Here is a 19,312-nt window from a genome sequence, read left to right on the forward strand (position 1 = left end):
GCGAGCTGCAAGTCTGGGCACGACTATCCGGCCGTGGGCTTGCCTGCGACCACGGCTGAACAGACCGAGCTATCGGGATCGTTGACGCTTTCGTGGTCCACGGGCCTGGTGCCCAAGCGTGAAATCGACCACCGGCTTCCAAACGGGCGCTTCGGAAGGAATCGATTTCAACCACCTCGATCTACTTGAATAGCGACGACGTCAAGCGGGCCCGGCAGTTTGGGCAGGCCTTCGCAGCCTGACCGACTTATTCCACCTGGGAATAAGAATTGGGTTTTTCATAACCACAAGGCTTATGATAGCAATTTAGCCTCATCTTGGTCAGACCCCTCGCACGTCCCGAATTGCTGGTGGAAATCATCGTGACGGCGGCGGTCTGACGCTGGGCGCTGCCCTGATTTGCCAGGTCTCTCGCGCATTCGCGCCCCAGGCCGTCGGGGCGGCCATGCCGCTCGACCAACTCAGGTAAATGTGGTGAAGAAAGAGATAGCCGGCGGAGCGTCGCGCTAGCGCTCCGTCCATCCCCAGGCACAAGCCGCACGTTTACGGGGCAAACCATGCGCGCACGATTTCCGGATTTGCCTTCATCCAGTCGCGCGCGACAGCCGCCGGCGGCTTCCGGTCGACGACGATCTGCCGTTCCAGCTCCGTCACGACCGGAATCCCCAGCTGGATCGGGCTTGCCCAGCTTCAGCTGGTAGCCGGCGGCTTCAAGGCCGTAGCGCTGCATGATATCCGCGGATCCGACCATCAGGCCCGATCCCGGCCCCACGCCGACGACCGATAACGGTTGCGACAGCCGCACCGGCCGCTGCCTCAGTGCCCAGGCGATCACCCCACCGTTACGCCACCCCGTTATGCCACCCCGTTACGCCATCCCGGAAACCCGCCTGATTTCCTCCGCGACGATCGCAATCAACGCCTCGGCCGCCGTGCTCAGCGGCCGTTGCGGATGGCTCACGCAAACCAGATGCCGCACGATGCGCGGCGCAATGATGGTATGCATCCGCAGCCGTCCCTCTTCCACGGCGCGCAGCACCACGATGCGCGGCAGCACGGTGGCAAAGCGCGTCTCCTGCACGAACTGGACGATGGTGCCGAGGATGTCGATCTCGAACTTCGGCGCAAGGGTGACGTCCTGCGCCTGCGTCGCCGTGTCCAGCACCACGCGCAGGCCATGCCGCTTGGTCGGCAGCACCAGTTCCAGTCCCGGCAGCTTCGCCATCTCTACCGATTCCGGCAGTTCGGGGCCGTGTTCGACGCTGGTCACCAGCACCATTTCCTCGTCGTGCAGCGGCTGCACATGCAGCGCCGGCCGGCCGCGCTGGCGATGCACCACGGCCGCGTCAAGCTGGCCGGCGGAAACGAGATCGATCAGCGCGGCACTGAAGCCGTCCGCCACGGAAACCTCTACGTTTGGATAGCGCGCATTGAAGCGCGCCAGCGATCCCACCAGCACGCTCTCCGTCTCGGACGCCACCATGCCAAGCGTGATGCGGCCGGCCATCTGCTCCTCTCGCTGCATCATCTGCTGCCGCGCCCCGGCGATGTCGCGCACGATGGGCAGGAACAGGCGGTACATCATGCGACCCGCAGCAGTCGGCACCATGCCGTGCGGGATGCGGTCGAACAGCTTCTGCCCGAACTCCTCTTCCAGCCGCGCGATCTGCATGCTGAGCGCCGGCTGCACGATATTCAGGCGCTTGGCCGCGCGCGTGACGGAGCCGTCCTCGAACAGCGCGATGAAGTACTGGATTTGCTTAAGGTCCATGGGTTGGTATCAATGGGATTGTCATTCCGGCATCAATTCTAGTGATGAAGCCAGGGCGGCATGCGATACCGAAAACTCCGGCATTTGACCAGCTTGTTGCGCATCCCGCTTGTCTCCGGGAAGACCCTTATCCATCATCACAAATGATGGATCGAATCATAAATCAATATTAGATCTTATATCGAGATGTCACTAATCTCCGTTTGACGTTGCACGGCCCCATCGCCTTCCGGCGCGGTTCCGTCGCACGGAACGGAGTCGCAAATGAAAAGATTCGATGCTGGCGAAATGACCGGCACGGTGGAGACACAGCAGCCCCGGCCGGCGCCGCATGTCGGCCGCCCGATGCCGCGCGTCGAGGATGCCGCCATCCTGACCGGGCGCGGCCGCTACGCCGACGACCTCGGCGTCAGGCCCGGCACCCTGCACGCCGCCATCCTGCGCTCGCCGCACGCGCATGCCGAACTCGGCGCCATCGACTGCGCCGCCGCGTTGCAGGCGCCGGGCGTGCGTGCCGTGCTGACGGGGGCCGACCTGCCTGCCTGGTCGAAGCCCTTCGTGGTGGGCGTGAAGGCGCCGATGGAGCAGTGGGCACTGGCCATGGAGCGCGTGCGCTATGTGGGCGAGCCGGTGGCCGTGGTGGTGGCCGAGAGCCGCGCCCTGGCGGAAGACGCGCTCGACCTCATGCGGGTGGAGTACCGCGTGTTGCCGCCGGTGGTGTCGATCGAGGCCGCCGTCGCCGACGACACGAGCGTGCTGCATCCCGGCCTCTGCAGCAACGTGGCCAGCGACCGCCATTTCCGCTATGGCGACCCCGAGGCCGCCTTTGCCGCCGCGCCGCACCGCGTGGCGCTGACCGCCCATTACCCGCGCAACACCTGCACGCCGATCGAGTGCGGCGTGGTGATTGCCGAGCACTTGCCGGGCAACGAGGGCTACCAGGTCACTTCCAACTTCATGGGGCCGTTCTCGCTGCACGCCGTGATGGCGATGGCGCTGCAGGTCCCGGCCAACCGCCTGCGCCATGTCGCGCCGCGTGACTCGGGCGGCAGCTTCGGCGTCAAGCAGGCGGTGTTCCCCTACGTGGTGCTGATGTGCCTCGCCTCGCGCAAGGCGGGCGCGCCGGTGAAGTGGGTGGAAGACCGGCTCGAGCACCTGAGCGCCGCCACGTCAGCTACCGCGCGGCTTTCCACCCTGGAAGCCGCGGTCGAGGCGGACGGCCGCATCGTCGCGCTCTCGTACGACCAGCTCGAGGATTGCGGCGGTTACCTGCGTGCGCCGGAGCCCGCCACCTTCTACCGCATGCATGGCCTGCTGACCGGTGCCTACTCGATCCCGAACCTGCTGGTGCGCAACCGCGTGGTGCTGACCAACAAAACGCCGACCGGCCTCGTGCGCGGTTTCGGCGGGCCGCAGGTGTACTTCGCGCTGGAGCGGCTGGTGCAGCGGATCGCGGTGGAGCTGGGCCTGGATCCGCTCGACGTCTACCGCCGCAACTTCGTGCCCGCCGATGCCTTTCCCTATCGCGCGGCAGCGGGCGCGCTGCTCGATTCCGGCAACTACCAGCTGGCGCTGTCGCGCGCGCTGGAAGCGGGCGACTACGGTGAGCTCAAGCGCCGCCGCGACGCCGCGCGCGCCGAGGGCAGGCTGTACGGCATCGGCTTCGCGGCCATCGTCGAGCCCTCGGTATCGAACATGGGCTACATCACCACCGCCACGCCGGCCGCGGCACGCCGCAAGGCGGGCCCGAAGAACGGCGCCATCGCCAGCGCAACGGTCAGCGTGGACCTGCTCGGCGGCGTGGTGGTGACCATCGCGTCGACGCCGGCGGGACAGGGCCACATGACCGTGTCGGCGCAGGTCGTGGCCGACGTGCTCGGCATCGATCCGGCTGACGTCGTGGTCAACGTCGAATTCGACACGCACAAGGACGCGTGGTCCGTGGCCGCGGGCAACTACTCCAGCCGCTTCGCCGGCGCCGTCGCCGGCACCGTGCACCTGGCGGCCTCGCGCGTGCGCGACAAGCTGGCGCGCATTGTGGCCTCGCACCTGCACTGCGACCCGGCCGAACTGGTCTTCGCGGATGGCCGCATCGTACGCCGGGGCGCGCCCGATACCGCCCTGCCCTTTGCGCGCGCGGCCAGTAACGCGCCGCATTGGTCGCCGCAGCTGCTGCCGGCCGGCGAGGAGCCTGGCCTGCGCGAAACCGTGTTCTGGTCGCCCCCCAACCTCGACGCCCCGGACGAGCAGGACCGCGTCAACACATCCGCCTGCTACGGCTTTGCCTTCGACCTGTGCGGCGTGGAGATCGACCGCGCTACCGGCCGCGTGCGCATCGACCGCTACGTGACTGCGCACGACGCCGGCAAGCTGCTCAACCCGGCGCTGGCCGACGGCCAGATCCGCGGCGCCTTTGCGCAGGGGCTGGGCGCGGCGCTGATGGAGGAATTCCGCTACGGCCCCGACGGCAGCTTCCAGTCCGGCACGCTGGCGGACTACCTGATGCCGACTACGTGCGAGGTGCCCGACCCGCTCATCGTCCACCTGGAGACGCCGAGCCCGTTCACGCCGCTCGGCGCCAAGGGCCTCGGCGAGGGCAACAACATGAGCACGCCGCCATGCATCGCCAACGCGGTGGCCGATGCGCTGGGCGTGCGCGACATCCGCCTGCCGCTCACGCCCGCCAGGGTGATGGCGATGATCGGCTTCGACGACCCGCCGCCATCGCGTCCGGAACTGGCCGAGGCGGCAAGAGAGGCCTCGGCGAACAACAAGAGCGGCGGCAAGGGCGGCAAGGCCCTGAGCGCGCGCGGCACGGTCGACCTGGACGCCACGCCCGAGGCCGTCTTCGCCGTCCTGCTCGACCCGCAGGCGCTGGCCAAGGTCGTGCCGGGCTGCCACGCGCTCGTGCCCATCGGCGACAACCGGTACCGCGCCGACGTGACCGTGGGCGTGGGCATGATCAAGGCCCGCTACGAAGCCGAGATCGCGCTGTCAAACCTGGAGCCGCCGCACCGGCTGCGGCTCGCGGGCGCGGGCCTGTCGTCGCTCGGCAGTGCGCGCGGCGCGGGCCTGGTCGAACTGGCCCCGCACGGTGCCGGCACCCGTCTCACGTATGACTACGAGGCCGAGGTGTCCGGCAAGGTCGCCGCGGTCGGCGGCCGCATGCTCGAAGGCGCGGCCAAGGTGGTATTGCGCCAGCTGTTTGAATCGCTCGGCCGCCAGGCCGGGGGCAAGCCCGCGCGCAAGCCGGGCTGGATCGCGCGCCTGCTGGCGCTCGTTGGAGTCCGTCGATGAAACCTCCAGCCTTTGATTACCTGCGTGCCGAATCCGCGCAGCACGCGCTGGAAGCGCTGGCCCGTGCCGGCGAGGGTGCCCGCGTGCTGGCCGGCGGCCAGTCGCTGATGGCCGTGCTGAACATGCGCCTCGCGCAGCCGCAATTGCTGGTCGACATCTCGCGCACCCCTGACCTGGATACCGTGCGCGTGGAAGGCGGCCATCTGGTGGTGGGCGCTGCCGCCACGCAGGGCAGCGTGGAATGGCGCCCGTCATTGGCCGACGAGGTACCGCTGCTCGCGCTCGCCTTCCCGCATATCTCGCATTTCCAGATCCGCAACCGCGGCACCGTGTGCGGCTCCATCGCCCACGCCGACCCGAGCGCCGAGCTGCCGCTGGTGCTCACCGCGCTCGGCGGCGAGGTGGTGCTGCGCTCGCTGCGCCGCCGGCGCGTGCTGCCGGCCGCCGAGTTCTTCCGCGGCATGCTGATGACGGCGCGCGAGCCCGACGAGCTGGTGGAAGCGGTGCACTTCCCGCTGCGGCGGCCCGGCGCGCGCTATGGCTTTACGGAGTTCTCGGCCCGGCATGGCGACTTCGCGCTGGTGGCCTGCGCCGCCATCGTCACGGACGACGCCATTGCGCTGGCCGTGGGCGGGGTGGCCGACCGGCCGGTGCTGGAGACCTGGCCGCGCCTGCAAGGCGAGGCACTGGCCGAGGCAATCAACGATTTCAGCTGGAAGCTGGGCGCGCAGGACGACGCCCATGTCAGCGCGCAGTACCGCCGCCACCTGGTGCGGCAACTGGGCATGCGCGCAATCGAGGAGGCAAGATGAGCAAGACCGCTAATGGCGCACCTTCGGGTGCGCCCCCGGTGATGCGGCGCAATGAGCGCCAGCGCGTCACCCTGACCCTGAACGGCATCGAACGCAGCGCCTCGTGCGCGCCACGCGAGCTGCTGTCCGACTTCCTGCGCCATGAACTCGGCGCCACCGGCACCCACGTCGGCTGCGAGCACGGCGTCTGCGGCGCGTGCACGGTGCGGGTGGACGGCGTGGCCGCGCGTTCCTGCCTGATGCTGGCGGTGCAGGCCGATGGCCGCGCCATCGACACCGTCGAAGGACTCGCTCCGCGCGAAGGCCTGGGCGACCTGCAGGAAGCCTTCCGCCGCCACCATGCGCTGCAGTGCGGCTTCTGCACGGCGGGCATCCTGATGTCGTGCGCGGACTACCTGGAGCGGGTACCCGACCCGACCGAGGCGCAGGTGCGCGACATGCTGTCCGGCCACCTGTGCCGCTGCACGGGCTACACGCCGATCGTCGCCGCCGTCCTCGACGTGGCCGCCAGCCGCGCGCGCTCGCGCCGGATTGCGGCACCGGTTGCCAGGGAGCACTGCGATGCTTGATCTCGGCCGCACCTTCCTGCAAAGCGTGGAGCGCAGTCCCCACGCCCCCGCCATCGTCGACGGCGACCTGGTGCTGACCTACGAGCAATGGCTCGCGCGCATCCGCGGCGTGGCCGCCGGCTTGCTCGACCTGGGCCTGCGGCCGGGCGACCGCGTGCTCGCCATCCTGCAGAACCGCTGGGAGATGGCGACACTGCACTGGGCCTGCCAGTTCGCCGGCCTGGTCATCATCCCGCTGAACTGGCGCGCCAAGCCGGACGAGCTGGATTACTGCCTGCGCGACGCCGGCGTGAAGGCGCTGGTGTTCGAGCCGGTCAGCGCCGACGCGGTGCTGGACAGCGCCTCCGCGCAGGAAGTCCCCTGCATCGCGCTGGACGGCGCGCCGGGCGGCTCGCTGTCGTTCGACACCCTGCTACGTGCCACGCCCCGCCGGGACAGCACGCAGGCCGAGGCCGGCGACGTCTCGCTCATGCTGTACACCTCCGGCACCACCGGCAAGCCGAAAGGTGTTCCACGCCGCCACCGGCAGGAACGCGCAGCCGCGCTGGCGCATGTTGCGCAGAACCTGTACCGGCGCGGCGAGCGGACGCTGGGAGTGATGCCGCTGTACCACACCATGGGCGTGCGGTCCCTGCTGGCCATGGCGCTGGTGGACGGCCTATTCGTCTGCGTGCGGCGCTGGATCGCGTCGCAGGCGCTGCAGGCCATCACCGCCCATCGCGTCAGCTGCCTCTATCTCGTGCCCACGCTCTACCACGACCTGCTCGCCGAGCCGGGTTTCGACAGCAACGATGTGCGCACCGTCACCAAGCTCGGCTTCGCCGGCGCCGCCATGAACGATGGCCTGCTGACCCGGCTGGAGCAGGCGTTCCGCCCGGAGCTGTTCGTCAACCACTACGGCTCGTCCGAGGTCTACACCTTCAGCGTCGACCAGCAAGCGGCGCGCAAACCCGGCAGTGCGGGCCGCGCCGGCCTCAACACGCGGCTGCGCGTGGCGCGGCTTGACGCGGCCTCGCCCGATGAGCTGGCCGCGCCCGGCGAGGAAGGCCAGATCATCGCCGACCTGCGCGGCGACGAGGCCTTCGAGGGCTACTGGAACCGCGACGACGCCAATGCCAAATCCCTGCGCGACGGCTGGTACTTCACCGGCGACATCGGCTACCTCGACGCTGACGGCGACCTGTTCGTGACCGGACGGGTCGACGACATGATCATCAGCGGCGGCGAGAACATCTCGCCCGCCGACATCGAATCGGTGCTGTCCCTGCACCCCGCCGTCGACGAGGTGGCGGTGGCCGGCGTGCCCGACGCCCGCTGGGGCCAGAAGGTGGTGGCCTTCGTCAAGCCGCGCGGCTGCGTTGACGCGGGCGCGCTCGACGACTACTGCCGCGGCTCCGACCTCGTCAACTTCAAACGCCCGCGCGACTACGTGTTTGTCGCCGACATCCCGAAATCGCCGGTCGGCAAGATCCTGCGCCGCAAGCTGTCCGCGGGCGAATACAGCGCGCTTTCCTCTCTTCCCCACAGCGACCCCATCAAGGAGTAACGACATGACCCAGGCCTTCGCACTGACCCATCCCGACCAACAGCGCCTGCAGGACCCCGACGGCTTTTCCGTGGAGATCGACCCGGCCCGCGAGCGTGCGGACATCATCCTGCACCGCCCGCCCTACAACGTGATCTCGATGGCAGCCCGCGACCAGTTGCGTGCTGTGTTCGAGGCGCTGGACGCCGATGACCGCGTGCGCGTCATCGTGCTGCGCGCGCAGGGCAAGCATTTCTCCAGCGGCGGCGACATCCGCGGCTTCCTGGAAGCGTCGCCGGAGCATGTGTCGAAGCTCGCGTGGAACGTGGCGGCGCCGGCGCGCTGCAGCAAGCCGGTGATCGCGGCCAACCAGGGCTACTGCTTCGGCGTGGGCTTCGAACTGTCGCTGGCGTGCGACTTCCGCATCGCCACCGCCACCACGGAATACGCGCTGCCCGAGCAGAAGCTTGGCCAGATTCCGGGATCCGGCGGCTCGGCGCGGCTGCAGAAGATGGTGGGCGTGGGCCGCACCAAGGACATCGTCATGCGCTCGCGCCGCATCCCGGGGCGCCAGGCGTACGAGTGGGGCATCGCCGTGGACTGCGTGGCTGACGCCGAGCTGGCAGCCGCCACCGACGCGCTGGTCGACGAGCTGCGCGCCTTCTCCCCGCTGGCCCAGCGCACCGCCAAGAAGCTGCTCAACGACACCGAGGACGCACCGCTGTCGATCGCCATCGAACTCGAAGGGCACTGCTACAGCCGCCTGCGCAGCTCGGACGACTTCCGCGAGGGCGTGGAAGCGTTCCATGCGAAGCGCAATCCCGATTTCCGCGGCAGCTGAGCGCGGACGTGGGCGGGGCTGACCCGCCTGCCGAGCCCGAGAGACGGACGCATACGGACGCATACGGACGCATCGACGATGCCCCCGGTGGGCATCGCGGGGAGCCGTTCATTTAAAAATATATGGAGACAACGATGGAAGTGCTGGCAAATGACAAGGTGCCGACCAGCGGCGCGCAGAGCGCGGCACCCGCGGCCGCGAACAACCGGCAGGTGCTGGGCGCGGTGACGGCTTCGTGCATGGGATGGGCGCTCGACCTGTTCGACCTGTTTATCCTGCTGTTTGTGGCGCCGGTGATCGGCAAGCTGTTCTTTCCGTCCGAGCATGCGATGCTGTCGCTGGCGGCGGTGTACGCGTCGTTCGCGGTGACGCTGCTGATGCGCCCGCTCGGCTCGGCCATCTTCGGGGCCTACGCGGACCGGCACGGGCGCAAGGGTGCCATGGTGGTGGCCGTGACCGGCGTCGGCCTGTCGACGGCGGCGTTCGGGCTGCTGCCGACAGTCGCCCAGATCGGCCTGTTCGCGCCGGCGCTGTTCATCCTGCTGCGGCTGGTGCAAGGCGTGTTCGTCGGCGGCGTGGTCGCTTCGACGCATACCATCGGCACGGAATCGGTGCCGCCGTCGTGGCGCGGCGCGGTGTCCGGCCTGGTGGGCGGCGGCGGCGCGGGCATCGGCGCGTTGCTGGCGTCGATCACGTACATGGCGATGACGGCGCTGTTTCCCGGCGACGCCTTCGAGGTCTGGGGATGGCGCTGCATGTTCTTCGCCGGCATCGTCAGCTCGGTGCTGGGGCTGGTCATCTTCAACTCGCTGGAAGAGTCGCCGCTGTGGAAGCAGCTGCAGGCGGCAAAGGCCGCCAGCGGCCACGCCAAGCCGCAGGCGCATCCGCTGCGCACGCTGTTCTCCCGCGAGTATCGTGGCATTCTGCTGGTCAACATCCTGCTGACCGTGGGCGCAGGCAGCGCCTACTACCTGACTTCCGGCTACCTCCCCACTTTTCTCAAGGTCGTGGTCAAGGCATCCCCCGGCGAGTCCTCGGCCATCCTGATGCTGAGCAGCCTCGGCGTGATCGTCGCATCGGTGGCAGCGGGGCACTTCAGCACGCTGGTCGGCCGCAAGCGGGCCTTTCTGCTGATCGGCGCGCTCAGCCTGGTGCTGATGCCGCTGCTCTACCAGTGGATGCCGGCCGCGCCAACCGCCACCCTGCGCGGCGTCTACGCGGTGGCGCTCAGCATGCTCGGGTGCGCCGGCTTCGCGCCGATCCTCATCTTCCTGAACGAGCGGTTCCCCACCAGCATCCGCGCCTCCGGCACGGGCTTGTCGTGGAATATCGGCTTCGCCCTCGGCGGGATGATGCCGACGCTGGCTTCGCTTGCCGCCGGCACGCCCGCCGACCTGCCGGTGATCCTTGGTGTCTTCCTCGCGGCCGTCACGCTGGTCTATCTGGTGGGCGCTACGATCGTGCCGGAGACGCTGGGCCGTCTTGTCGAAAAGTAAGGGGCACACTGCTGAGCTGCGGGGTGGCGGCCGGACTTCGTTGAGGCGCCGGCCCTTACCCCCGGCCCCTCTCCCGCGGGCGGGAGAGGGGAGCAAACCGGCCCGCAAGACCTGCAAGGTCTTAAGTTCGACGCATTCCGTCTTGGACAGGCATACCGCCCCTACCTAGACTCCAGTCACCCCCGGGCAATGCCCGGGTTCTTAACAGTGAAACCCGGCAGTTTTTTTTGATCCGCTTATCTATCTACCCGTAGATAGCATCACTTAAAAGCTGCCATCTCGATGACAGACTGGCCCTGCGACCAAACCCAAAGGTTGCCCGGCCGATCGGACTAAACAGGAGAGCATCATGCAAGCAAAGACCATCCTCGCGGCCATCACATTGGCCGCCGCCCTGACTGCCGGCGTGGCCCACGCAGCCGCCCAGCCGGAAACCGCCGGCAACGCGTTCCGCGTGGACACGCCTCGTGACGCCTACACCGACGGCGCCCGCATCAGCAACCGGGACGGCTACACCGATGGCGCCAGGATCACCAATCGGGATGGCTACATTGCCACCCGCAAGGTCGACCCCTACCTGGACGGTGCGCGCGGCAACAGCCCGCGCGATCCCTATTCAGAAGGGGCTCGCGGCGCCAATGGGTCCGGTGAGCACTTTTCGGCATAAGCGCCGAGTCATCGCGGGCACCTGTGCCTGGTCCGACGGGTCCTGACATTTGATATGAAATCAAAAGTATTTGACCCATACACGGCTTAATCAACAAATATAAACGGCGCAAACTGCGGTCCATCGACGAACTTACCGAGCGCGCCGCCACTACCCCGGTGGCCGCCCCCCTCCCTGATCAAGGTCCCAAAATGAGTCTCCTGTTTAAGCCCTTTACCATGGGCGAGCGCCAGCTCGCTAACCGGATCGCCATGGCGCCGCTGACCCGTTCCCGCAATCCGGACGGGGTTCCCAACGACCTCAACGCGCTCTACTACAGCCAACGCGCTGACGCCGGCCTGATCGTGACCGAGGGCACGGTGATATCGCCCAGCGCCCAAGGCTTCCTGTTCAACCCCGGCCTGTACACACCACAACAGGTCGATGGCTGGCGCAAGGTCACTGACGCCGTCCACGCCAAGGGCGGCACGATCTTCACCCAGCTCTGGCATGTCGGCCGTGTGAGCCATGTTTCGATCCAGCCCGGTGGCATTCAGCCGGTCAGTGCCACCGGCCAGACCGCGAAGAACACCAAGGCCTGGGGTTACACCGCCGATGGCACGCCGGGTGCGGTCGATGTGTCCGCGCCCCGCGCACTGACGACCGGCGAGGTCTATGGCGTGATCGCCGATTTTGCCGAGGCCGCCGCCAATGCGATGGAGGCCGGCTTTGACGGCGTCGAGCTGCACGGCGCCAATGGTTACCTGATCGAGCAGTTCCTGAACCCGGCGGTAAACGATCGCACCGATGAATTCCGCGGCGACACTGTGGAAAGCCGCACCCGTTTCGCCCTGGCAGCCATCGATGCGGTTGCGGCGCGAATCGGTGCGCAACGCACGGCCATTCGTTTGTCGCCCTATGGCGGCCTCGGCGACATGGCCGCCTACCCTGAGCTGGAGGAAACGTATCTCCATCTCGCCGATGAACTCTCCAGGCGGAATATCGCTTACGTCCACCTGATGGATCAGAGCACGCGCGGCAGTTCGGCCACGCCAGGTGACTTCCTTGCAAAGTTCCGCAGCCGATTCACAGGCGTGCTGATCCTTGCCGGAGGCATGACGCGCGCACGCGCCGAGGATCTCATCGCCGATGGCCTGATCGACATTGCGGCATTCGGCGAGCCGTTCATTGCCAACCCCGACCTGGTCGCACGCCTCGAGAACGACTGGCCCCTGGCCATGTCCGATCGCGCGCTCCACTATGGCGGCGGCGCCGAAGGCTACACCGACTATCCCGCCTACGATGGCAAGGCCGCAGCGTAAGGCACCTGCCAGGATCTGCCACGATGAAATCCAATACCGCACTGCTAGCGCTCGCCATCGGCGCCTTCGGCATCGGCACCACCGAATTCGCCCCGATGGGGTTGCTCCCCGTGATCGCCGAAGGCGTCGACGTCAGCATCCCCACCGCTGGTATGCTGATTACCGCGTACGCGGTTGGCGTGATGGTCGGCGCGCCGGTGATGACCCTGCTGTTCAGCCGCTTCGGCAAGCGCGCCGCACTGATGGCGCTGATGGCCATCTTCACCGTTGGCAACCTGCTGTCGGCGCTGGCGCCGGGATACGCCACGCTGCTGGCGTCGCGCCTGGTCACCAGCCTCAACCATGGCGCCTTCTTCGGCCTCGGGGCCGTGGTGGCCGCGAGCGTGGTGCCGAAGGAGAAGCAGGCCAGCGCCGTGGCAACGATGTTCATGGGACTGACCATCGCCAACATCGGTGGCGTGCCCGCGGCGACCTGGATCGGGCAGCAGGTCGGCTGGCGCCTGGCGTTCGCCGGCACCGCTGTGCTGGGGCTGGTCGCCATTGCTGCGCTTTGGCTGGCGCTGCCGCAGGGCGAGCGCGGCACCCCGCCCAATGTGCGCCGGGAACTGGCCGTGCTCACCCGCCCGCCGGTGTTGCTGGCGATGGCAACAACGGTGCTGGGCGCGGGCGCCATGTTCACGCTCTACACCTATATCGCGCCGGTGCTTGCCGATCTCACCGGCGCATCCGACACCTTCGTGACGCTCTCGCTCGTGCTGATCGGCGTTGGCTTCACGGTCGGCAATCACGTAGGGGGACGGCTCGCGGACTGGTCGCTCGATGGCGCGACGAAGATCGTCCTGTCGGCGCTCGCCGTCATCATGCTGATGCTGCCCTTCGCCCTCTCCCACCACGTCACCGCGGCCCTTGGACTACTGGCCTGGGGAGCCGCGACCTTCGCCGTCGTCCCGCCGGTGCAGATGCGAGTGATGGAAGCCGCGGCGGAAGCACCGGGACTCGCCTCGTCGATCAACGTCGGCGCGTTCAATCTCGGCAATGCCCTGGGCGCCGCACTCGGTGGCGGGGTCCTCAGCCTGGACCTCGGCTATCGCGCGGTGCCAGTCGCTGGCGGCCTGCTGGCTGCGGCGGGATTCCTGGTGGTGTGGCTCAGCCGGGCAGACAGGCGCGCCCTGGTCGCTTCGTGAGTGCTGTGCGAGCGTCCCTGTCCTGTGAGAGAGCAGGCAGCAATCACGCAGGACGCCGCACGCAGCTTGCCTCGCCGTCGCGCTGCAGCGCTCAGGCTTCCCACAGCAGCGCAGCCTGCAGCCGGTTGAGGACGAATCCTTCGATCTCCTTGTGCACATGGACCACGCTCTGGCCGATTGACAGCATCAGCGCCTCGGCAAACTCGACCGCCTCCCTCGACGTCTGATTCAGGTTGGCGGGCAAGCCGGACGGTGTGCCCATCCTTGCCCAGCCTCGCGCCATCGATGCGAATCGGCTCTCCATCGATAACGGCCTGATGAAGATGCCGTCGCGCCATCCCACGGATTTACTCGCCATACTGGAACAGAAGGCGCCCTTCGCCAGGCACGCCAACCGCCGCCTGCGCAAGCCCCGACGTGCCAAACATGACCGCGAAAGCCAGCGACAAGGCCATCAGCCCTCTCATGATGCCGCCCCGGCCAGCGTTGCCTCCAGTGCCTTGAGGCCATCCCGGTAAATGCCCTCGAACAGCCGCGATGCGTCGTCATCGCTCACGCCTGCCGGCGTGAACTGGCCAGACCATTCGACGCGCGATGCCTGGTCCCCGTCGATGCCGACCACGCGCAGCGTGGAGCGGTAGCCGGAGACCGGGAACGGCGCCTGCAGGATCGAGTAGGTGTAGCTGCGCGCGCCCTGGTCAAAGGCCTCGAGACGTTCGACGATGGCGTCGCCGTCCGGGTTGACGAGGCTGCGCACACGGCCGCCCTCGCTCAGTTCGCTCTTGGGGATATACGGCAGCCAGTCGGGCAGCGAATCGAAGCCGCCAATCAGTTGCCAGACGCGGTCCGGTGCTACCGGCAGCGTGATCGTTGCAGAAGCTTGTGCCATGATGGACTCCTTGAATCGAATGTGGTCCCGGATCAGTTGCTGTCGCCAGGCAGCGGTGCATTTGCCGCAACCAGGTGCTGCTCGCGCAGCTCGCGCCAGAAATCGGCGGGAATGACCGCCTTCAGCGCGGCGGTGTCCTCGGCGATGCGCTCGGGCCGGCTTGCCCCCGGGATCACGGCGGCGACCGCCGGGTTGGCCAGCACGAACTGCAGCGCGGCGGCCTTGATGCTGACGCCGTGGCGTTGCGCGATCGCCTTGATGCGCTCGACCTTGTCGATGATCTCGGGCGGCGCCTTCTGGTACTCGAAGTGCGAGCCGCCGGCCAGGATGCCCGAGCTGTACGGGCCGCCGACCACGATCTCGGTCTTGCGCTCCGCGGCCTTCGGCATCAGGCGCTGCAGCGCGCGCTCGTGGTCGAGCAGCGAATAGCGGCCCGCCAGCAGGAAGCCGTCCGGCTGCACTTCAGTCAGGTCCAGCGTCAGTTCGATCGGCTCGACGCGGTTCACGCCCAGGCCCCAGGCCTTGATCACGCCCTCTTCGCGCAGCCGGGTCAGCACTTTGAAAGCGCCCTTGCGGGCCGTCTCGAAATAGGCCAGCCACTCGTCGCCGTAGAAGTCCTGGGCGATGTCGTGGACCCACACGATGTCGAGGCGGTCGGCCTTCATCCGCTTGAGGCTGTCCTCGATCGAGCGCAGCGTGGCGTCCGCCGAGTAGTCGTTGACCAGCTTGTTCGGGCGGCCGGCGGCAAACAGGCCGCTTTTCTCGCCCAGCGCCCGCGCGCTGGCGTCTTCGACTTCGTCCAGGATCAGGCGGCCGACCTTGGTGCTGAGCACGTATTCGTCGCGCGGGTGCCGGGACAGCGCTTCGCCCAGCCGGATTTCGGCCAGGCCCGCGCCGTAGAACGGCGCGGTGTCGTAGTAGCGCACGCCTTGCGCCCAGGCCGCGTCCACGGTGGCCTGCGCCTCCGCTTCCGGGATGTCGCGGAACATATTGCCCAGCGGGGCGGTACCAAAGCCGAGCACGTTGCCGGCCAGTTTGTCCTTGATGCTCATGACTGCTCCACAAATTAAGTTGGGGTGAAGGCAGTCTAGGGTTGCAAGTTAAGTCTGTCCAAGACAGAATTTGAAAGACTTGATTCCCTAGAGGTCTGAAATTCAGGACTGGACATGCTAGATATCCGCCAACTTCACTATTTCGTGGCCGTGGCCGAAGACGAGCACGTCGGACGCGCCGCCGAACGGCTCCATATCTCCCAATCGCCACTTAGCCGGCAGATTGCCCAGCTCGAGGAAAAGCTCGGGCTGGTGTTGTTCGAGCGCTCCCAGCAACGCATCCGGCTCACGCGCGACGGCCGCACGTTCCTGGCCGAGACCCGCGCCTTCCTGACGCATGCCAACCGGCTCGAATCGCTGGCGCGGCGGCTCGGGCGCGGCGACGAAGGCGGCCTGTGCATCGGCTACCTGGAATACGCGATGCACTCCGGCATCCTGCCGAACGCCTTGCGCGAGTTGCGCCAGGACCGGCCCGCCGTGCACATCGCGCTGTACAACCAGCAGTCGGCGGCCCAGCTAGAGGGGCTGCGCCAGCGCAGCCTGGATATCGCACTCGTGTGCGAGCCGCCGCCACCCGACGATCCGGATCTCGAGGCCGCACAGGTGCTCAATGACCCGATGCTGCTGGCGCTGCCCGAAGGCCACCCGCTTGCCAGGGCGGAGCAGCTCACCCCGGACGACCTCGCTGCGCAGAAGTGGATCGGCGTGATGCACCAGGAAACCGCGCTGCGGCATGACACGTTCATCGCGGCTTGCGCGAAGGCTGGCTTCACGCCGACGATCACGATGGAAGCAACCGAACCGCTGGCGGCCCTGGGGCTCGTGGCCGCGGGACTCGGCGTGACCACGATCCAGCAAAGCCTGCGCCACCAGGCACCGAAGGGCGTGGTGCTGCACGAACTGTCGTGGTTCAGCTACCGCACGCCCTTGTGGGCGGCGTGGCACAAGGTCAACCTCCGGCCGCTGGTGGAGATCTTCCGCAAGACGTTGTTGCTGCAGGCGAGCAGTGTGGTACCGGAGATCGCAACGGTGGAGGCGGGCTGACGCGCCGTCGCTCCCCGAGGTGATCTGAGAAGGTGCAGACGACCGCCGTCCAATGCCGCAAAAAGCTATAGTGTCGGCTTTCGGTCCTGTCGTTGCCATGAAGCCGCTGGCTGTTCCTTCCCTCGCCAACATTGCATCGCGTCTTCGCCTCAAGCAGTTAAGGCTGTTGATCGCTAGAGAACCATGGCTCGCTGCACAAGGCGGCCGAGGAAATCGCCATCTCGCAACCCGGCGCGACCAAGGTGCTGCGCGAGATCGAGGACATCCTCGGCATGCCGCTGTTCGAACGGCAGCCGAAAGGGCTGGTCGCCAATGATCTCGGGCGCTGCGTCACGCGCTATGCGCGCCTGATCTACGGCGACCTGGAACACCTGCACGCCGAGGTCACTGCCCTGACGCAGGGACACGGCGCCACCTTGCGGTCGGCGTCATCATGGGCGCGGTGCCGCTGCTGACCCGTGCGCTGACCGACCTGCGCCATCGTCAGCCGCATCTTTCGATCGGGATCGTGGAGGGGACCAGCACCAGCCTGCTGGCACTGATCGACGAGGGGCGCGTCGATCTCGCCATCTGCCGCCGCGGCGGCAGCCGGCGCCCGGAAGCTTACGACTGCGTGCCGCTCGAATCCGAGCCGCTTGCGGTGGTGGCCGCGCGCGCGCACCCCCTCACCTGCAGGAAGACGCTGACCTTGCGCGACCTCGCGGAGGCGTCATGGGTAGCCTACCCTGTCAACACGCCGATGCGGTTCGCGCTCGAGCGCACGCTCGCCGATGCCGGCATCGGCGTGCCACGCTATCGATCGAGACCGCGTCGACGTTTGCAGCCCTAATCGTGGCGCGCAACGCCGATGCGCTGGAGCAAGCCGCCAGCGACATCCGTGCGCGCCATGGCCACCGCGTGGTCGCCGTGGCTGCCGACATCACCAGGCCCGAGGGCCGCGCCGCCGCGCTGGACGCGGTGGCCGGGCTCGGCGATCTCGACATCCTGGTCAACAACGCCGGCGGCCCGCCGCCGGGCAACTTCCGCGACTGGGACCGCGACACGTGGATGGCCGCGCTCAACGCCAATATGCTGACGCCGATCGACCTGATCAAGGCCACCGTCGACGGCATGATCGCGCGCAAGTGGGGCCGCATCATCAACATCACCAGCGGCGCGGTCAAGGCACCGATCGACGTGCTGGGCCTCTCCAACGGCGCGCGCTCCGGCCTGACGGGCTTTGTGGCGGGACTGGCGCACCACCGTCGAGCGGCGGTCGTTGTGGCTCAAGGCCGCCCCGTGACACCGACAAGGAGTCAGGCCGGAGAGCCAGACCGCCACCTGTTTCGAAACCAGCTCAATGTGTGCGCTGACCTAGCGCTGCCTTAGCCTGCCCAGGCAGCTGAGTCGTCGAGCGGATAGACCGGCCTGCTGACCTGACGAAACGGGAAGCGATCGTAGCGCGAACTGGTGACGCCTTCCCCGTCGCACTCGACCACCGCCTTGGCGATCGGGACGAACACCGGACGGCAATATATGCGCGACTTCAGCAGCAGGAACCGCGCCCGATGCGGGTCGATGCCGATATGGGTGAAGATCCCCATGTCCCAGTGCTCTTGCGGGGTTTCGGTCACGATCACCTGCGCTGCGCCGATATCGAGCAAGGCGGTGCGCCCCATGCGGATGCGCTGCCCGGTATAGGTCGGCCCGGTGATGATGTACTCGCCGTCGCTGATCGCCGCAACCTTGCCGGTCAGCGGCTTGGCCCGGGGATAGACATCCAGTTGGGGCAACGGCACCTTGTCGCCGACCGGCAGCGTGATGCTGGCCCCGACGCCGGCATCCACCAGCGCTGCCACCGCCTCCGGGTCGCATACGGGCCCGACTGCAATGCCGGTAAGTCCTTGCGCCAGTGCCTCGTGCAGCACCGCCATGTTGTCGCAGGTGCCGCCGGACATGCAATTGTCGCCATGATCGAGCAGCAGCACCGGTCGTGCGTCCGCACTGTCTGCGCTGTCGGCAAGCTGTGCCGCGCGTGCAATGGAACTGGCAAGCGGCTCCGCCTGGTAGGCAAAGGCATCGCGCTCTGCCCACGCCTGCTCCGCGATCCGGCGGGCGACCCTGTCGGCCCTGGCAGGGTCGCCGTCGCCAACCACAATGACGCTCAGGCATGGCGCGGCGATATCGGCCAGGCCGAAACCGGCCAGCACCGACACCGCCAGCATGCCGTCCCGCTCGGCCTCGCGCGCCAGCGCCACGGCGCGCTGCATGGCGCCTTCGTCGGTGCGGCTGCGCAAGGTGTGCGTGATCAGCGGCGGGCGCCGCCACGCCATGACCGGGCGCACGCGCCCGGCGACCATGTCCAGCAGCAGTCGGCCGGCATGCGCGCCAGTTTCATACATGTCAACGTGCGGGTAGGTCTTGAAGCTGACCGCGATGTCGGCATGGTCGACAAGGGTCTGCGTGATGTTCCCGTGCAGGTCGAGTGCGACCGCGATCGGTGCATGCGGTAGCACGCCGCGCAGGCGCCGAAGCAGGTCGCCTTCGCCGTCGTCGCTGTTTTCGGCCACCATTGCGCCATGCAGGTCGAGCATCACCGCGTCGCAGCCGTCGGCGGCTGCGACGATGGTGTCGCACAGGTGCGTGTAGGCGGCAGCGGCGACGCGTCCGCTCGGGTTGGCCCCAGCGATCACCGGCACCACGATTTCGGCGCCGGCGGCCTCGGCCAGGTCGATGAAGGCCGCAGCGGCCGTGCGAGTGCCCTTGGCGGCGCGATAGGCGGCGTCGCCATAGGCCGGCGCGAACGACGCTAGCGGCGTTGGCACCGGTGAAAAGGTATTGGTCTCGTGATTGAGTCGGGCAATCAGGATCTTCATTGGGGCAGT

General features: G+C 67.7%; 18 protein-coding genes and 1 pseudogene. 13 read left to right on the forward strand and 6 right to left on the reverse strand.

From position 1 onward, the window contains the following. Window positions 1-247: 247 nt before the first annotated feature. Window positions 248-730, reverse strand: coding sequence for a hypothetical protein (locus tag ACAD63_RS13040; protein ID WP_195432270.1), 483 nt, complete (start codon window positions 728-730; stop codon window positions 248-250). Window positions 731-868: 138 nt separating this feature from the next. Then, a complete protein-coding gene (locus ACAD63_RS13045) occupies window positions 869-1,771 on the reverse strand; it encodes a LysR family transcriptional regulator (RefSeq protein WP_133098285.1) in 903 nt (300 codons plus the stop codon). A gap of 264 nt (window positions 1,772-2,035) precedes the next feature. Between ACAD63_RS13045 and ACAD63_RS13050 the strand changes: the two genes are divergently transcribed. From ACAD63_RS13050 to ACAD63_RS13090, 9 genes are all read left to right on the forward strand, one after another. Then, the gene (locus ACAD63_RS13050) at window positions 2,036-5,068 is read left to right on the forward strand and encodes a xanthine dehydrogenase family protein molybdopterin-binding subunit (RefSeq protein WP_434032791.1); all 3,033 of its coding nucleotides are present in this window, start codon (window positions 2,036-2,038) and stop codon (window positions 5,066-5,068) included. Next, window positions 5,065-5,880 carry an FAD binding domain-containing protein gene (locus tag ACAD63_RS13055; protein ID WP_133098283.1) on the forward strand — a complete coding sequence of 272 codons (816 nt, stop codon included), beginning with the start codon at window positions 5,065-5,067 and terminating at the stop codon, window positions 5,878-5,880. The genes ACAD63_RS13050 and ACAD63_RS13055 overlap by 4 nt, the downstream gene beginning before the upstream one ends. Continuing rightward, window positions 5,877-6,449 carry a (2Fe-2S)-binding protein gene (locus tag ACAD63_RS13060; RefSeq protein WP_135705196.1) on the forward strand — a complete coding sequence of 191 codons (573 nt, stop codon included), beginning with the start codon at window positions 5,877-5,879 and terminating at the stop codon, window positions 6,447-6,449. The genes ACAD63_RS13055 and ACAD63_RS13060 overlap by 4 nt, the downstream gene beginning before the upstream one ends. Further along, window positions 6,442-7,995 carry an AMP-binding protein gene (locus ACAD63_RS13065; protein ID WP_434032792.1) on the forward strand — a complete coding sequence of 518 codons (1,554 nt, stop codon included), beginning with the start codon at window positions 6,442-6,444 and terminating at the stop codon, window positions 7,993-7,995. The genes ACAD63_RS13060 and ACAD63_RS13065 overlap by 8 nt, the downstream gene beginning before the upstream one ends. Before the next feature lie 4 nt (window positions 7,996-7,999). Further along, entirely contained in the window at window positions 8,000-8,815 is an 816-nt protein-coding gene (locus ACAD63_RS13070; protein ID WP_195432263.1) for an enoyl-CoA hydratase/isomerase family protein, read from the forward strand. 134 nt (window positions 8,816-8,949) lie between these two features. Further along, window positions 8,950-10,311 carry an MFS transporter gene (locus ACAD63_RS13075; RefSeq protein WP_434032793.1) on the forward strand — a complete coding sequence of 454 codons (1,362 nt, stop codon included), beginning with the start codon at window positions 8,950-8,952 and terminating at the stop codon, window positions 10,309-10,311. Between the two features lie 349 nt (window positions 10,312-10,660). Continuing rightward, on the forward strand, window positions 10,661-10,978 hold the full coding sequence (locus ACAD63_RS13080) for a hypothetical protein (RefSeq protein ID WP_133098278.1): 318 nt from the start codon (window positions 10,661-10,663) through the stop codon (window positions 10,976-10,978). Between the two features lie 191 nt (window positions 10,979-11,169). After that, the gene (locus tag ACAD63_RS13085; RefSeq protein WP_434033989.1) at window positions 11,170-12,279 is read left to right on the forward strand and encodes an alkene reductase; all 1,110 of its coding nucleotides are present in this window, start codon (window positions 11,170-11,172) and stop codon (window positions 12,277-12,279) included. 23 nt (window positions 12,280-12,302) lie between these two features. Beyond that, the gene (locus ACAD63_RS13090) at window positions 12,303-13,463 is read left to right on the forward strand and encodes an MFS transporter (protein WP_195432258.1); all 1,161 of its coding nucleotides are present in this window, start codon (window positions 12,303-12,305) and stop codon (window positions 13,461-13,463) included. A gap of 91 nt (window positions 13,464-13,554) precedes the next feature. Here the strand turns inward: ACAD63_RS13090 and ACAD63_RS13095 are convergent, their stop codons facing one another. From ACAD63_RS13095 to ACAD63_RS13105, 3 genes are all read right to left on the reverse strand, one after another. After that, window positions 13,555-13,725, reverse strand: coding sequence for a hypothetical protein (locus ACAD63_RS13095; protein ID WP_255519992.1), 171 nt, complete (start codon window positions 13,723-13,725; stop codon window positions 13,555-13,557). Window positions 13,726-13,926: 201 nt separating this feature from the next. Further along, window positions 13,927-14,352 carry an SRPBCC family protein gene (locus ACAD63_RS13100; RefSeq protein WP_135705191.1) on the reverse strand — a complete coding sequence of 142 codons (426 nt, stop codon included), beginning with the start codon at window positions 14,350-14,352 and terminating at the stop codon, window positions 13,927-13,929. Window positions 14,353-14,384: 32 nt separating this feature from the next. Continuing rightward, window positions 14,385-15,404, reverse strand: coding sequence for an aldo/keto reductase (locus ACAD63_RS13105; RefSeq protein ID WP_133098275.1), 1,020 nt, complete (start codon window positions 15,402-15,404; stop codon window positions 14,385-14,387). 114 nt (window positions 15,405-15,518) lie between these two features. On the opposite strand from ACAD63_RS13105, the gene ACAD63_RS13110 reads away from it, so the two are divergent. The 4 genes and pseudogenes from ACAD63_RS13110 to ACAD63_RS13125 form a co-directional block, all read left to right on the forward strand. Next, window positions 15,519-16,448 carry a LysR substrate-binding domain-containing protein gene (locus ACAD63_RS13110; protein WP_133098274.1) on the forward strand — a complete coding sequence of 310 codons (930 nt, stop codon included), beginning with the start codon at window positions 15,519-15,521 and terminating at the stop codon, window positions 16,446-16,448. A gap of 218 nt (window positions 16,449-16,666) precedes the next feature. Next, window positions 16,667-16,903 (forward strand): hypothetical protein, encoded by a 237-nt coding sequence (locus ACAD63_RS13115; RefSeq protein ID WP_240745994.1) that lies wholly within the window; start codon window positions 16,667-16,669, stop codon window positions 16,901-16,903. Beyond that, window positions 16,882-17,277 (forward strand): LysR substrate-binding domain-containing protein, encoded by a 396-nt coding sequence (locus ACAD63_RS13120; protein WP_205751652.1) that lies wholly within the window; start codon window positions 16,882-16,884, stop codon window positions 17,275-17,277. The genes ACAD63_RS13115 and ACAD63_RS13120 overlap by 22 nt, the downstream gene beginning before the upstream one ends. Further along, window positions 17,160-17,684, forward strand: a pseudogene (locus tag ACAD63_RS13125) (SDR family NAD(P)-dependent oxidoreductase); the annotation flags it as partial. The gene ACAD63_RS13120 and the pseudogene ACAD63_RS13125, both read left to right, overlap by 118 nt. 128 nt (window positions 17,685-17,812) lie before the next feature. Here the strand turns inward: ACAD63_RS13125 and ACAD63_RS13130 are convergent. Further along, window positions 17,813-19,303, reverse strand: coding sequence for a M81 family metallopeptidase (locus ACAD63_RS13130; RefSeq protein WP_135705189.1), 1,491 nt, complete (start codon window positions 19,301-19,303; stop codon window positions 17,813-17,815). Window positions 19,304-19,312: the final 9 nt, after the last annotated feature.

The sequence above is a fragment of the Cupriavidus sp. a3 genome (assembly GCF_051015765.1).
In the GTDB taxonomy this organism is placed as follows: Bacteria; Pseudomonadota; Gammaproteobacteria; order Burkholderiales; family Burkholderiaceae; genus Cupriavidus; species Cupriavidus oxalaticus_A.

Bases quoted from the DNA above. Each gene is read 5' to 3' on its own strand.
- ACAD63_RS13040 (WP_195432270.1), bottom strand. From the start codon at position 730: ATGCAGCGCTACGGCCTTGAAGCCGCCGGCTACCAGCTGAAGCTGGGC.
- ACAD63_RS13045 (WP_133098285.1), bottom strand. From the start codon at position 1,771: ATGGACCTTAAGCAAATCCAGTACTTCATCGCGCTGTTCGAGGACGGC.
- ACAD63_RS13050 (WP_434032791.1), top strand. From the start codon at position 2,036: ATGAAAAGATTCGATGCTGGCGAAATGACCGGCACGGTGGAGACACAG.
- ACAD63_RS13055 (WP_133098283.1), top strand. From the start codon at position 5,065: ATGAAACCTCCAGCCTTTGATTACCTGCGTGCCGAATCCGCGCAGCAC.
- ACAD63_RS13060 (WP_135705196.1), top strand. From the start codon at position 5,877: ATGAGCAAGACCGCTAATGGCGCACCTTCGGGTGCGCCCCCGGTGATG.
- ACAD63_RS13065 (WP_434032792.1), top strand. From the start codon at position 6,442: ATGCTTGATCTCGGCCGCACCTTCCTGCAAAGCGTGGAGCGCAGTCCC.
- ACAD63_RS13070 (WP_195432263.1), top strand. From the start codon at position 8,000: ATGACCCAGGCCTTCGCACTGACCCATCCCGACCAACAGCGCCTGCAG.
- ACAD63_RS13075 (WP_434032793.1), top strand. From the start codon at position 8,950: ATGGAAGTGCTGGCAAATGACAAGGTGCCGACCAGCGGCGCGCAGAGC.
- ACAD63_RS13080 (WP_133098278.1), top strand. From the start codon at position 10,661: ATGCAAGCAAAGACCATCCTCGCGGCCATCACATTGGCCGCCGCCCTG.
- ACAD63_RS13085 (WP_434033989.1), top strand. From the start codon at position 11,170: ATGAGTCTCCTGTTTAAGCCCTTTACCATGGGCGAGCGCCAGCTCGCT.
- ACAD63_RS13090 (WP_195432258.1), top strand. From the start codon at position 12,303: ATGAAATCCAATACCGCACTGCTAGCGCTCGCCATCGGCGCCTTCGGC.
- ACAD63_RS13095 (WP_255519992.1), bottom strand. From the start codon at position 13,725: ATGGGCACACCGTCCGGCTTGCCCGCCAACCTGAATCAGACGTCGAGG.
- ACAD63_RS13100 (WP_135705191.1), bottom strand. From the start codon at position 14,352: ATGGCACAAGCTTCTGCAACGATCACGCTGCCGGTAGCACCGGACCGC.
- ACAD63_RS13105 (WP_133098275.1), bottom strand. From the start codon at position 15,404: ATGAGCATCAAGGACAAACTGGCCGGCAACGTGCTCGGCTTTGGTACC.
- ACAD63_RS13110 (WP_133098274.1), top strand. From the start codon at position 15,519: ATGCTAGATATCCGCCAACTTCACTATTTCGTGGCCGTGGCCGAAGAC.
- ACAD63_RS13120 (WP_205751652.1), top strand. From the start codon at position 16,882: ATGGGCGCGGTGCCGCTGCTGACCCGTGCGCTGACCGACCTGCGCCAT.
- ACAD63_RS13130 (WP_135705189.1), bottom strand. From the start codon at position 19,303: ATGAAGATCCTGATTGCCCGACTCAATCACGAGACCAATACCTTTTCA.